Here is a 13,276-nt window from a genome sequence, read left to right on the forward strand (position 1 = left end):
TACTCCATTGTTATTGACGGCATCTTGGTTGATTGCGAAAAAATGATCAACCTGTATCCATTATAGACATCGGACGGCATTGTACGCCGGTTTAGAGGATATCTACCAATTTTAGAACTAAATTTATTGCCTGGCTTCAAGTTTCTTGAGGTGGATTGTTAATTAAGGTGATAACCCTGTGTGCGTACGGCAGGATGACTTCCTGTTCCTGCAAAACTTGCCACAAGGCACGGTTAACGCCCGACATCACACTGGAACGACCGTTTTCCGGATCACTGATCCAGAAGCCGACGCGAAGCTCGAAGCCGTCTGCGCCAAACTTCATCAGATAGGCGGACGGTGCCGGGTCAGCACAGACCCGCTCTACTTTTGCAGCAGCTTCACCCAGCATGGGTAAAATCTTGTCAAGATCGGTTTGGTAATCCACCGTCAGGTCTGTCCACATGGCAACCGTGCGGTCGCTGAGCGAATAATTCTGTACCGGAGTGGATACCAGCATTTCATTCGGGATCACCGATTCGCCGCCGTCCTGGCCCTGTAGTACGGTGTAACGGGTATTGATCTGGGTGACGCGTCCGCTGAATTTATCGACCGTGATCATGTCACCGATGGACATGCTGCGGTCCAGCAGTATGATGAAACCAGACACATAGCTGCTGGTGATTTTTTGCAGACCAAAACCCAGACCCACACCCAATGCACCACCAAATACTGAAAGTACGGTCAGGTCTATGCCAACCAGGGTCAGGCTGACAAGGATGGCCAGCAAGATCAGCACGGCACGGCCCACGCGCGACAGCACCACTTTGAGCGAGGTATGCGCATTGGGCAATTGCATCAGGCGGGCTTCCAGCGCCGCGCTGGCCCACATCGCCACCACCACCGTCAACACTACCGAGGCTAATGCCTGCAAGATGGTGAGTATGGATACCTTGTTCTTGCCCACCGGCAGACTGATGTCATCGAGGGCAGTAAACAACTCCTGCCACAAACCGGTGAAATGCAGTACCACACCCAGCCAGACCAGGCCGGCAAACAGTTTTTCAAACACTGCCAGCAAATTGCCGATATATCCGTCGCGGGCAAAGGTTCTGCGAACGACATAAAAACCAAAACGTATCAGCGCCAGTGAACCTATGATGGGAAGCAGTAGGGTCAGCAGATGCGTATGCTGCCATTTAGCCAAAATCGCTCGGGCAATCAGTATAAATACCAGCGCCAGTGCCGGTGACAACACCCGGGTGAAACTTTCCACCCCCAGTTTGACAACATCAGAATCGGTTTCTTTGGTCGCCACGCTGCGCCTGAGCGTGCGTGACAAGACCCATGCAAGGCCAACACAGAACAGCACCACGCCCACCTGCCAGTAAAAATCCGGCTGGCCCACATCATTTGATAAATCAGACAATAAACTGGCGAGTAGTGGCGTGCTCATAGTGCGTGCTCAAGAGTGAATTTGGGATGCATCCCTGCCCCGTTGTATCCTGGGCAGGGATTGCTGGTGATCAGACTTTATTGCGTTCCATAATGGCGGCAAAGAAACCGTCAGTCTGGTGCAGATGCGGATAGAGCTTCAGGTAGTCGCCCATTTCCAGTTCGACTTTTTGTTCAGCCAGCACCTGGGATGCAGGCACCAGCGTAAAGTCAGCGTGTTCAGCCAGGAAAGCTTGGACGATGCCTTCATTTTCTTCATCAAGAATACTGCAGGTAGCATAGACCAGACGGCCACCCGGCTTCACCATGCGTGAAGCACTGGCGAGGATGGATGCCTGCTTGACGTTGAGTTCAGCCACGCCTTCCGGTGTCTGACGCCATTTGACATCGGGATTGCGGCGCAGGGTACCCAGACCACTGCAAGGTGCATCCACCAGCACGCGATCAAGCTTGCCTGCCAGGCGTTTGATCTTGGCATCTTTTTCATGGGCGATGACCACCGGATGCACATTCGACAAACCGCTGCGCGCCATGCGCGGTTTCAGCTTGGCCAGACGTTTTTCAGAAATATCAAAGGCATACAGGCGACCGGTGTTGCGCATCAATGCACCCAGTGCCAGCGTTTTACCACCGGCACCGGCACAAAAATCTGCCACCATTTCGCCGCGCTTGGCACCAACCAGTTGAGCCAGCAGCTGACTGCCTTCGTCCTGTACTTCTATCGTGCCATCCTTGAACAGTGGCAAATTTTGAATAGACGGTTTTTTTATTACACGCAAACCCGTGCTGGAATACGGTGTAGGTTCAGCAATGATGGGCGCCTGCGCCAGAGAAGCAATAACGGTATCGCGGTCACCCTTGATGGTGTTGACCCGCAAATCCAGCGGAGCCGGGGTATTGAGTGAAATGGCCAGCTTCAGCGCATCTTCTTCACCAAAGCGTTCCTGCAACTTGGTCCATATCCATTCAGGCAGGTTGGCCTTCATGGTCAGCGGCAAATGCGTGCGGTCAATTTCCATCACGCGTTGCAGCCAGGCGGTTTCATCTTCAGTCAGGCCACCTAGGGCATCGACACCAACGGCATCGGCCAGGCCCAGCAGGCTCAGGCGACGCATGGGTGAACCTATGCCAGATTCAGAAAAATTGGTGTACACCGATTTATTGCGCAACAAGCCATAAATAGCCTCCGCAATCACGCCGCGTTCACGTGAACCCAGGCGTGGGTGATCACGAAAATAACGCGACAAGGTGCCATCTGCCGGACCGGTAAAACGCAAAATCTCACGCAATACTTCTTCCGTGTTGACGAGAATGGCTGGAGGTAATCTCATGCTGCTTCCTTCTATATGCTGATATGACCCGGATGGGTCTTGTTACCATTTGGGACTGACACAAAGCAGCCACAGCGGCGTTACCACCCCTGGTTGTGACAACTTTGCGTAGGTCCCACTACTAATATTTACTGACTAAGTTGACTGACTACGCTGACTGACTGCGCTGACTGACGACAATACATCAATCCGTGATGCGGACACGATTGCCTTCTATACGCAATTTGCCTTCGACAAATTGTAGTACGGCACGTGGATAAATCTGGTGTTCCTGTTCCAGCACGCGGTGTGACAGGCTGTCTTCGGTGTCATCGTACAGCACAGGCACGGCGGCCTGGGCAACGATGGGGCCATGATCCAGCTCGGCAGTCACAAAATGTACCGTCACGCCATGCAGCTTGACTCCGGCATCAATTGCCTGCTGATGGGTTGCCAGGCCGATAAAGCTGGGCAACAGCGAAGGATGGATATTCAACATCCTGCCGGCATAGTGCTCAACAAAGCCTGCGGTCAGTATGCGCATAAAACCTGCCAGCACTACCAGGTCCGGGGCAAATTCATCAATCTTTGCCCGCAAGGCGGCATCAAATGCTTCGCGCGATGGGAATTGTTTGCTGACGACCACGGCAGTTGGTATGCCACGGCTGGCAGCATAATCAAGACCACCGGCATCGGCACGGTTACTGATGACGGCAGCAATTTGTGCTGGCCATTGCTGTTTTGCGGCTGCTTCAACGATGGCTTGCATATTGCTGCCACGACCAGAAATGAGGATAACAATCTTTTTCATGGCGGCATTGTACCGCTGACAGGGGTCCAGCCCCAAATAAAAATGCCGGATTCAGCCAACCGGCATGATGTCACTTAGCTGCGAAATCTGGCTTTTAGTGCCGATTTACTTACTCAAACGAGTAAAAAACCCGGAAAGCGACCTTTTTCTCCGCCCAAAAATCAGCGGCATCACGGAAGACATCGAGCAGGGTTTCTCTTGCTTCCCTGTCGAATTTTTGCGTATTTGGCAATTGTTCAATGACAATCACAAAACCTGGTTGCGTACCTGCCTTATAGATCATGTCGGTCAGACAATCAGACAGGGCATCAAAATTCCGGCAAAGTGGTTTGGGAAAACCAAAAGACAAGGCAATCTTGCCCAATACTTGCTGCTTGGTGACGGCGTCCAGGCAATAAGCATACAGAAAGTGCTGGCCCAGATGGGCCGCCTCTGCCTGCAGGTCAGGCACGCGAAACGCCCGTATCGACTGCACGACATTTGGCGCTACCGGTGCCAACAAACTCTCTTCTCCCTCTGTTGCTGAGATCATATTTACTCTTTAATTCGTCGAAAACTTTCGTAGTGGTCTTCTGTGTAATAGTATTCACCCGAAGTCTGCGGGTCTGCACCGGCAATAATGCGGCGCGCACCCCGATTGCGGGCACGTGGCGTTTTTACCGTGTATTCGTGGTAATAACCACGCTTTTGCTTGGGAAGTCTGGTTTCATAATTACCAAATACGACGCCGTCTTTATCGTAGGCGAATGGTCCGCCCTGCTTGATCAGCTTTAATGTCGTCTGCGCTTCTTTTGGCAATTCAGCAACATTGACATAGGCAATATTGGGCAAGCCGCCAGTGTCTTTCGCAAAAGACGTAGCAGCGAGCAAAGCAAGCGCCAGAAGTACCAGCCATTTTCTAAAAAATGTTGGATTTACCATGATTTTCAAATCCGCACATGCTTAAACAGGGCATAGAGTAACGGTTTGTCGATGATGAATCAACCATTGTTGCACTTGTTACAATGTGAAAATTCACGGTTTTGTCATATTTGTGACAGAAAAATACCTGTGGGAAATGAAGCACCGAAATACCCGCCAGAAGCGTCTGTCATGGCAAGTACACTTCAGTTTCCCGGCAGCATCAATCAAGCAATCAGGCATTCAGGCAGCTACCCGCCCTGCTGCGTCGGCATTAAAAAAGTGCAATACGTCGTCGCTGCGGGCACGGGTATCTCGCCTGCCGAGTTCTATCAGCTCTCGCGTATAGCTCGATTCAAACAGCAGGTAGGATGCCAGTGCCGAACCGCGCGCCTCGGTGGCACCGATACCGCCCAGCATGGTGCGGACAGGCAAAGGCAGACTTTGGGTATGGCGACTGGCAATTTCATCCAGCCTTTCGGACGGGGCAATGACCAGAATATCCACTGGACGCAAGGGCGTTTTTTCCAGCAATTCCGGCGGCAGCATGGACAGGGTTTTGTTGACCCGCATCAGCCTTTCTATATCTACCGCCAGGCTATCCAGAAAAATACTGGACAGGGCATGACCGGCGATTTGCGCCAGGCTGGGGTAACGTGCGGTTTCGGTACTGACGCTTGGTGGTTCGGCCAGACGACCGGCACCAACGATCATGATCTTCTTGGCACCCAGATGGATGGCTGGCGAAATCGGTGCCAACTGGCGCATGGAGCCGTCACCGCAATATTCCATGCGGCCACTCCAGTTCAGTGGCACGGCAGGAAAGATGAACGGTATCGCCGATGAGGCCAGCAAGTGCTGGACGCCGATAAAATCGCGCTGTGCCAGACGCTGGCTCCTGATCCAGGGTTCAATATCGGCCAAGGTCTGATAGAACGTCAGATGCTGCCCGGCGGTATAAGATGAAGCGGTGACCGCCAGAGCATGCAGGCTGCCGTTTTGAAAGGCGCTGTCAAGGCTGGACAGATCGAGCATACGCGTCAGCAGTGCTTCCAGCGGTGAATTGTCGAGCAGGGAATTGGGGGGGGCCTTGCGCCATTTGTTGAGCAACCAGCCAAACGACCACAGGGTCAGCCAGCGCGCCCCGCTACGCATCACGCCCAGCGAATCAGCCCGGTAGACTTGTGCTGCTTCAAAGTTTTCCCAGATATGCAGCATGCGCTTGAGCGCATCGCCAAAATCATCCGCACCACAGGCCAGCGCCGTCGCATTGATGGCCCCGGCAGAGGTGCCGCAGATGATACCAAACGGGTTTTCCGCCGGATGCCAGCCCGCCTCCGCCAGGATCGCCCCTATTTCATTCAGCACCCCAACCTGGTAAGCAGCACGCGCACCACCCCCGGTCAAGATCAATCCTGTCGCAGCGTTCTTGCTATTTGGTGTAGGCATAAAAAAAGGGCAAATCCAGATTTGCCCTAGTGTAGTAGCCCATCAGCAATTTGTCATGCTGCACGGCACAGTGAAACTGCTGCGCTCGGGAAATACAACATCCCTTCATTCGCTGATGGCGGAATTCAAAGATATCCACCGACATCCACTCGCTCATGAAGAATGCGGGCAATCCGAATTTCATGCTCACCTATCTCATAAAAAACCAGATGAGACCCAATCAGATGTAATCGGCAGCCATCAAACAAATCATCTCTGATACGGCCAATAGCCGGGTGGTTTGCCAGCAAGTGTATCCCCTGCTCTAATTTGTCTGCATACGCATCCATCTTATTTTCACCCCAGGTCTGAAGGGTATATTGCAAAATATCGCTCAGATCCTGTTGCGCCAAATCGGAAAGAACAACCGCAAAATTATGGGTTATCTGTTGTGACAAGAGGATTCACCTTGCGCCCTGTTTTTGCGTTTTTTATGGCTTTGGCTTTACTTGCATTCATGTCGAATACGGTCGTTTTTCCCCCATGCAGTTGGGCGACACCAAGTTCAAGTTCCTTACGCAAAAGCGTATGCTGATCACGCTGCTCCATCAAGCGCAAAGCTTCACGCACAACTTCACTAGCGTTGTTATACAAGCCACTTTCAACCTTGGCCTTCACCAAGGACTCCAACACTGGCGTCAAGCTAACATTCATAGCAGCATCCTCAAGAAAAATTCAGACACAAGAAGAATAACAAACTTTGTCAAAGTTTGACATAATTTTCCCAAATCAAGCTGATACTGCTGAATTACATTGCATGAAGTGCTGAGAAAGCAGAGCGAACGCCCTTAGCTTTGCAAGAAGTACAGCCACTTCCCCCGCACACTGAAACGCAGTAAGTGTTGAGAAAGCGTAGCGAGCGACGCTAGTTTTGATTAAGAAGCACAGTCGTACTCAGGTACGACGACGAATTTACAAAATAGCAGATCAAAAATCGCGCCGCGCAGTAGCTTTATCAACACTTACTATTTGGGCTGCATGCGAATGGCGCCATCTAACCGGATTGTCTCCCCATTCAACATCACATTTTCAATAATGGACTTGGCCAGGCTTGCATATTCATCCGGCTTGCCAAGGCGTGGTGGAAACGGAACCATCTTGCCCAAAGCATCCTGCACTTCTTGCGGCATGCCCAGCAGCATGGGGGTTTCAAAAATGCCTGGGGCGATGGTCATGACGCGGATGCCGCTGCGTGACAGGTCGCGTGCCATGGGCAGGGTCAGGCCGACGACGGCGGCTTTGGAAGAGGCATAGGCTGCCTGGCCGATCTGGCCGTCGTAGGCAGCGACAGACGCGGTGTTGATGATGATGCCGCGCTCGCCATGTTCAGCAGCTTCGGTCTTGCCCATGGCGTCTGCTGCCAGGCGGCACATATTGAAAGTCCCAATGAGGTTGATGTTGACTACGCGCTGGAATACATCCAGCGGATGTGGACCATCCTTGCCTACGGTCTTGATGGCAGGGGCAACACCGGCACAATTGATCAGGCCACGCAGGGTGCCCATGGACGTTGCGGCATCCACCACGGCTTTGCCATCGGCTTCGGAAGTCACATCACATTTGACGAACTTGCCAGCCAGTTCTGCCGCCAGTTGTTCACCGGCTTCAACCTGCACATCGGCCAGCACGACCTTGCCGCCATTGGCAACAATCATTCTTGCTGTTGCTGCACCCAGGCCGGAAGCACCGCCAGTAATAATAAATACATGGTTTTGAATTTGCATAATGGTCTCTTTCAATGAATGTTTTAATGAAGCAAGTTGATTGGGTTATGAAGATAAGGTCTCTTTTGTTTACGTTTACGTAAACGTCACATATTCTTATTGTAGCGAATATTCTTCCCAAGGCAAAAAGAAAAATGGCAGCGACTTTCTCGCTGCCATTTTTCATTGTTGATTGCTGTACAGCTAATTGCTTATCTACCTCTGACCTACCCTCTAACCTGCTCTCTTACCTGCCCTACTTTCTACTTACTGGCAGATGCCGGTTCACCCATGGGCGGAGGTGGTGGCACATCCATCGGGGCCGATGCAGCAGACGCTGCTGCCGGTGGCACGACCGGAGCAGTAACTGATGCCGATGCCGAAGCCGCCGGTGCAGCCATTTGCGCCGGCGGGCTGGCATGGCTGCTGGCCGCATCGGATGTCGTACCCGTAGCAGGCAACAAAGGTACCAGCAACAGAGCGACAATGTTGATGATCTTGATCAGCGGGTTGACTGCCGGGCCAGCAGTATCCTTGTACGGGTCACCAACGGTATCACCCGTCACGGCAGCCTTATGCGCGTCAGAACCCTTGCCGCCAAAATGACCATCTTCTATGTATTTCTTGGCATTGTCCCAGGCACCGCCGCCGGTAGTCATGGAAATGGCCACGAACAAGCCCGTGACGATAGTCCCCATCAGCAGGCCGCCCAGTGCTGCCGGCCCTAACAACATCCCGACCAGAATGGGCACGATGACAGGCAACAGTGAAGGAATGATCATTTCCTTGATGGCCGAGGTGGTCAGCATATCGACCGCCTTGTCATACTCGGGTTTGCCGGTGCCATCCATGATGCCCTTGATTTCCTTGAACTGGCGGCGCACTTCCACCACTACCGCACCCGCTGCGCGGCCCACTGCTTCCATCGCCATCGCGCCAAACAGGTAAGGAATCAGGCCACCGATAAACAGGCCAACGATGACTTGCGGGTTGGACAGATCAAACGAGGTACTCTTGCCGACTGAATCCAGGGCATGGGTGTAATCGGCAAACAGCACCAGCGCAGCCAGACCGGCAGAACCAATTGCATACCCCTTGGTGACGGCCTTGGTGGTGTTGCCGACGGCATCCAGCGGGTCGGTAATGGCACGCACAGACGCTGGCATTTCCGACATTTCGGCAATGCCGCCAGCATTGTCGGTAATCGGGCCATAGGCATCCAGGGCAACGATGATGCCCGCCATGGACAGCATGGACGTGGCCGCAATGGCGATGCCATACAGGCCAGCAAGCTGGAAGGACACCAATATCGCTGCACACACCGCCAGCACCGGCCAGGCCGTCGATTTCATCGATACGCCCAAACCGGCGATGATGTTGGTACCATGCCCTGTGGTCGAAGCCTGGGCCACATGCTGCACAGGTTTGAAATCGGTGCCGGTGTAATATTCAGTGATGTAGACCATCAGACCGGTGAGGACGATACCGACCAGGGCCGAGCCCATCATTTTCATGCGCATGGCTTCATCCGGCCAGACTTGCCAGGTGACGACGGCAAAACCGATCAGTGACAAGCCGGCAGCCCACCACAGACCAGTGTACAGGGCCGACATGATTTTCTTGCCAGCCTTGGCCTTGACCATGCTGCAACCGACAATAGAAGCCAGGATAGACACCGCGCCCAGCAACAAGGGGTAGACGATGGCTTCGGTCACATTGGTGGTCACCACCAAAGCGCCCAGCAGCATGGTGGCAATCAGGGTCACTACATAGGTTTCAAACAGATCGGCGGCCATACCGGCGCAGTCACCGACATTGTCGCCAACATTATCGGCAATCACGGCGGGGTTGCGCGGGTCATCTTCAGGAATACCCGCCTCGACCTTGCCGACCAGGTCAGCGCCCACGTCGGCACCCTTGGTGAAGATACCGCCACCCAGACGGGCGAAGATGGAGATCAGCGAGGCACCAAAAGCCAGACCAATCAGCGGTTTGATGACGTCATGCTGGGTCAGCGCACTGCCAGCCGCGTTGGCCACCAGCACCCAGTAAAAAATGGTCACCCCCAGCAAGCCCAGACCGACCACCAACATGCCGGTAATCGCGCCGCCCCTGAATGCGACATCCAGGGCTTCGTTCATGCCTTTGGTCGCTGCCTGGGCGGTCCTGACATTGGCCCGCACGGACACATTCATGCCGATGAAGCCGCAGGCTCCGGACAGGAATGCGCCAATAAAAAAACCGATAGCGGTGATCAGGCCCAGACCGGGCATGGCGGCAATGGCAACAAACAGCACCACGCCGACGATGGCAATAGTGCGGTATTGCCTGGCCAGGTAGGCAGCCGCGCCCTGTTGAATAGCAGCGGCAATTTCCTGCATACGCGCATTGCCGGGGTCCTGTTTCAGGATCCAGCTACGCGATATCAGGCCATACAGTACTGCAATGACTCCACATGCGATGACAAACCACAGACTTGCTGCCATGTTGACTCCTCCTGTTGTTATGGGCATGTCTGCCTGGGGGGCGAGCATGCTTTTTTGACGACAAAGTAAAACAAGGACATTTCTTCATTCTTACGATGCCGGGGCATCAGAACCAAAACAGTTCATGGATAAGGATGAAACCTGCACACTGCGAAACTTGTACGTTGCCCATATTTTTGGAGTGACATGAAGGTGTCATGACATGGCCAGGGCTGACCAAAAAAAAAGCGGACCATCAAGTCCGCTTATTAAAACTTATTCTGCCAGCGCAGCAAAAGCGCTGTCGCGGATGGATTCTACCGGTCCGACGCCAGCGATCTTGCGATATTTAGGCGCACCTGGCGCACCGGATTTAGCCCAGTCACCATAGTAAGACAATAGCACTTCGGTTTGTTCGTGATACACCGACAGGCGTTTCTTGACGGTTTCTTCCTTGTCGTCGTCACGCTGTATCAGTTCTTCACCGGTGACATCATCCTTGCCTTCCACTTTGGGAGGATTGAATTTGACATGGTAAGTACGGCCAGAACCAGGGTGAACACGACGGCCGCTCATGCGGTCGATGATCGCTTCATCCGGCACATTGATTTCCAGTACATAATCTATTGTGACGCCAGCATCCTTCATCGCATCTGCCTGTGGCGTGGTGCGTGGAAAACCATCGAACAGATAACCATTCGCGCAATCATCCTGTTTCAACCTGTCTTTGACCAGACCGATGATGATGTCATCAGACACCAGGCCGCCTGCATCCATGACCTTTTTGGCTTCCAGACCCAGCGGCGTGCCTGCCTTGACTGCAGCACGCAACATGTCGCCAGTGGAAATTTGAGGAATGTTGAATTTTTCTTTAATGTAATTGGCTTGTGTACCCTTGCCGGCACCCGGCGCTCCCAACAAAATAAGACGCATTTTTGATTTCCTAAGACGAGTTTGAATTTTTTGTGTATGTAGTTATCAGAACCACCATTGCTTCATGGTCGACTCTGCCATTTTGCTTTTTTTCTTATTTAGCAGTGATAACACAGTATCTTTTCACGAAACTTACCACAATTTTCCCGTTTCTTGATGCTTTGCCACGAAATCCGGGGTAAGTTCGCCGTTTTTTTATTTCTTATCAGTAAAGAATTGCCTGACCCGCTGCAAGTCTTCTGCCGTGTCCACCCCTGGTGCGGGGCTGGAAGCGGTCACGTGGACGGCAATTGCATAGCCATGCCACAAGACCCGCAATTGTTCCAGTGCCTCGATTTGTTCCAATGGAGAAATAGAAAGTTGCGGATATTTTTTTAAAAAATCGTTGCGGTAGGCATACAAACCTATATGGCGCAAAGGCGCATAGCCTGCCGGAAACTCAGTACGGCTGACGGCGAATGCATCCCTGTGCCAGGGAATGGTGGCGCGCGAAAAATACAGGGCACGGCCATGCCTGTCCAAAACCACCTTGACGACATTCGGGTTGAAACCGTCATCTACACCGTGGATGGGGTGGGCAGCAGTTGCCATGGGTACACCGGCATTCACCAAAGCGGCAGTGGCGGCAATCAAGGCCGGATCTATCAAAGGCTCATCACCCTGCACATTGACGATGACGGCATCATCCGCCAGGTTCATGCTGGCAGCGACTTCCGCAATGCGGTCGGTGCCGGATGGATGGTCGGCGCGCGTCATGCAGACCGGCACTCCATGAGCCTGGCAGGCTGCAACGATGTCGGCATGGTCGGTTGCGACCATGATGGCGCTGGCGCCGGATTCCAGTGCGCGTTCCGCCGTGCGTACCACCATGGGTTTGCCGCCGATATCGGCCAGCGGTTTGTTTGGCAGGCGGCTGGACGCCAGCCTGGCCGGTATGATTGCAATAAAGCTCATGCGTAGCTATCCAGACTCAAGTTCAGATTCAAGTTCAGATTCAAACCAAAAATCATTCAGACTCTGGCTGACACTTCTTCCGGCGTCAGTGCCCGGGCCTGGTCTGCCCACATGATGGGGATATCATCCCTGACCTGGAAAGCCAGTCTGTCTCCATAGCAAATCAATTCCTGGCTGGCTTTGTGGTAGACCAATGGTCCCTTGCACAAAGGGCAAACCAAGACATCAAGCAGACGTGCGTCCATGCTTTTTCTCCGAAATCTTTTGTATCAGCGATGCGGCAAAGCCGGCATCGAGTTCTGCTTCCACCGGCACGACCCAGATACGGGTATCGTCCAGCAAAGCTGCAATTTGCCTACATTTTACTGCATCCTTTTCCGTGATCAGGATGCATTCTGCATCAGCCCGGCTAAAACTCTGCGCGTCATAGGCATGATGATCAGGAAAAGCCAGCCCCTGACACACCAGACCCTGGCCCGCCAGCATGTCAAAAAAACGCTGAGGATTACCGATACCGGCGGCGGCTACCAGTCGCTTACCACTAAAATCGATCAGGGGCTTTTGCTGCTGCCTGTCATTCAGGCGATAGGCTGCCCCGGGCTGCAAGCACATGCGTATCGCATCTGCCGGTACGCCAGGCACTGCCGTGCTGCTGCCAGCGGGCAGATTAGGTATATTACAAACCGTAAAATCACGGCTGCGCTGCACCGGTTCACGCAGGGGGCCAGCAGGCAGCAGCCAGCCATTGCCGACACCGCGCTGGTCAAACAGAATAATTTCAACATCACGTGCCAGCGCATAATGCTGCAAGCCGTCATCAGCCACAATCACATCTACCTGTGGATGAGCTGCCAGCAAAGCCTGGCCTGCCATCACCCGGTTGCGCCCTACTGCCACCGGGCACTGGGCACGTTCGGCAATCAGCAAGGGTTCATCGCCCACCACTTGTGCACTGGAATGCGGGCCAAGCAGGCTAACGTTATCGGCTTCAGCGCCATAACCACGCGAAATCACGCCCGGATGCCAGCCAGCCTTGCGCAATTCCTGCACCAGCCAGATCACCAGCGGCGTCTTGCCGGTACCGCCAACGAAGATATTGCCCGCCACCACCACCGGCACCGCCAGCCTGGTCTGCGGCTTGTAACCCATGACAAACAGGCCAAAGCGAAACGTCACCAGCAACTGGAACAGTTTGGACAGTGGCCACAGCAGACATGCCAGCACACCGCGCTTTTGCCAGGCTTTCAACAACAGGCTTTCCATGCGGGTTCCCATGCC

At 53.5% G+C, this 13,276-nt stretch carries 14 protein-coding genes; all 14 read right to left on the reverse strand.

The features are described 5' to 3' along the window. Positions 1-136: 136 nt before the first annotated feature. On the reverse strand, positions 137-1,435 hold the full coding sequence (locus ACO0LK_RS20630) for a mechanosensitive ion channel family protein (RefSeq protein WP_422978367.1): 1,299 nt from the start codon (positions 1,433-1,435) through the stop codon (positions 137-139). 70 nt (positions 1,436-1,505) lie between these two features. Then, positions 1,506-2,765: an RsmB/NOP family class I SAM-dependent RNA methyltransferase gene (locus ACO0LK_RS20635; protein WP_422978369.1), complete on the reverse strand. Its 1,260-nt coding sequence runs from the start codon at positions 2,763-2,765 to the stop codon at positions 1,506-1,508. Between the two features lie 184 nt (positions 2,766-2,949). Continuing rightward, the gene (gene purN, locus ACO0LK_RS20640) at positions 2,950-3,555 is read right to left on the reverse strand and encodes a phosphoribosylglycinamide formyltransferase (RefSeq protein WP_422978371.1); all 606 of its coding nucleotides are present in this window, start codon (positions 3,553-3,555) and stop codon (positions 2,950-2,952) included. Positions 3,556-3,664: 109 nt separating this feature from the next. Beyond that, entirely contained in the window at positions 3,665-4,087 is a 423-nt protein-coding gene (locus ACO0LK_RS20645; RefSeq protein WP_422978373.1) for a barstar family protein, read from the reverse strand. 2 nt (positions 4,088-4,089) lie between these two features. After that, positions 4,090-4,476, reverse strand: coding sequence for a ribonuclease domain-containing protein (locus ACO0LK_RS20650; protein WP_186947638.1), 387 nt, complete (start codon positions 4,474-4,476; stop codon positions 4,090-4,092). Between the two features lie 222 nt (positions 4,477-4,698). Then, positions 4,699-5,904 (reverse strand): patatin-like phospholipase family protein, encoded by a 1,206-nt coding sequence (locus ACO0LK_RS20655; protein WP_422978375.1) that lies wholly within the window; start codon positions 5,902-5,904, stop codon positions 4,699-4,701. 125 nt (positions 5,905-6,029) lie between these two features. Then, positions 6,030-6,341, reverse strand: coding sequence for a type II toxin-antitoxin system RelE/ParE family toxin (locus ACO0LK_RS20660; protein ID WP_422978377.1), 312 nt, complete (start codon positions 6,339-6,341; stop codon positions 6,030-6,032). After that, a complete protein-coding gene (locus tag ACO0LK_RS20665; protein WP_422978379.1) occupies positions 6,319-6,597 on the reverse strand; it encodes a type II toxin-antitoxin system ParD family antitoxin in 279 nt (92 codons plus the stop codon). The genes ACO0LK_RS20660 and ACO0LK_RS20665 overlap by 23 nt, the downstream gene beginning before the upstream one ends. A 311-nt stretch (positions 6,598-6,908) precedes the next feature. Further along, the gene (locus tag ACO0LK_RS20670; RefSeq protein ID WP_422978381.1) at positions 6,909-7,667 is read right to left on the reverse strand and encodes a 3-hydroxyacyl-CoA dehydrogenase; all 759 of its coding nucleotides are present in this window, start codon (positions 7,665-7,667) and stop codon (positions 6,909-6,911) included. Positions 7,668-7,909: 242 nt separating this feature from the next. Then, the gene (locus ACO0LK_RS20675; RefSeq protein WP_422978383.1) at positions 7,910-10,132 is read right to left on the reverse strand and encodes a sodium-translocating pyrophosphatase; all 2,223 of its coding nucleotides are present in this window, start codon (positions 10,130-10,132) and stop codon (positions 7,910-7,912) included. Between the two features lie 255 nt (positions 10,133-10,387). Further along, positions 10,388-11,044, reverse strand: coding sequence for an adenylate kinase (adk, locus tag ACO0LK_RS20680; protein ID WP_422978385.1), 657 nt, complete (start codon positions 11,042-11,044; stop codon positions 10,388-10,390). A 195-nt stretch (positions 11,045-11,239) separates the two neighbouring features. Then, complete coding sequence (gene kdsB / locus ACO0LK_RS20685) at positions 11,240-11,998, reverse strand: 3-deoxy-manno-octulosonate cytidylyltransferase (RefSeq protein ID WP_422978387.1); 759 nt, start codon at positions 11,996-11,998, stop codon at positions 11,240-11,242. Positions 11,999-12,054: 56 nt separating this feature from the next. Continuing rightward, positions 12,055-12,243, reverse strand: a complete 189-nt coding sequence (locus ACO0LK_RS20690) for a Trm112 family protein (protein WP_186947577.1) — start codon at positions 12,241-12,243, stop codon at positions 12,055-12,057. Next, positions 12,224-13,261, reverse strand: coding sequence for a tetraacyldisaccharide 4'-kinase (gene lpxK / locus ACO0LK_RS20695; protein ID WP_422978390.1), 1,038 nt, complete (start codon positions 13,259-13,261; stop codon positions 12,224-12,226). The genes ACO0LK_RS20690 and lpxK overlap by 20 nt, the downstream gene beginning before the upstream one ends. Positions 13,262-13,276: the final 15 nt, after the last annotated feature.

The sequence above is a fragment of the Undibacterium sp. Ji49W genome (genome assembly GCF_049340205.1).
In the GTDB taxonomy this organism is placed as follows: Bacteria; Pseudomonadota; Gammaproteobacteria; order Burkholderiales; family Burkholderiaceae_D; genus Undibacterium.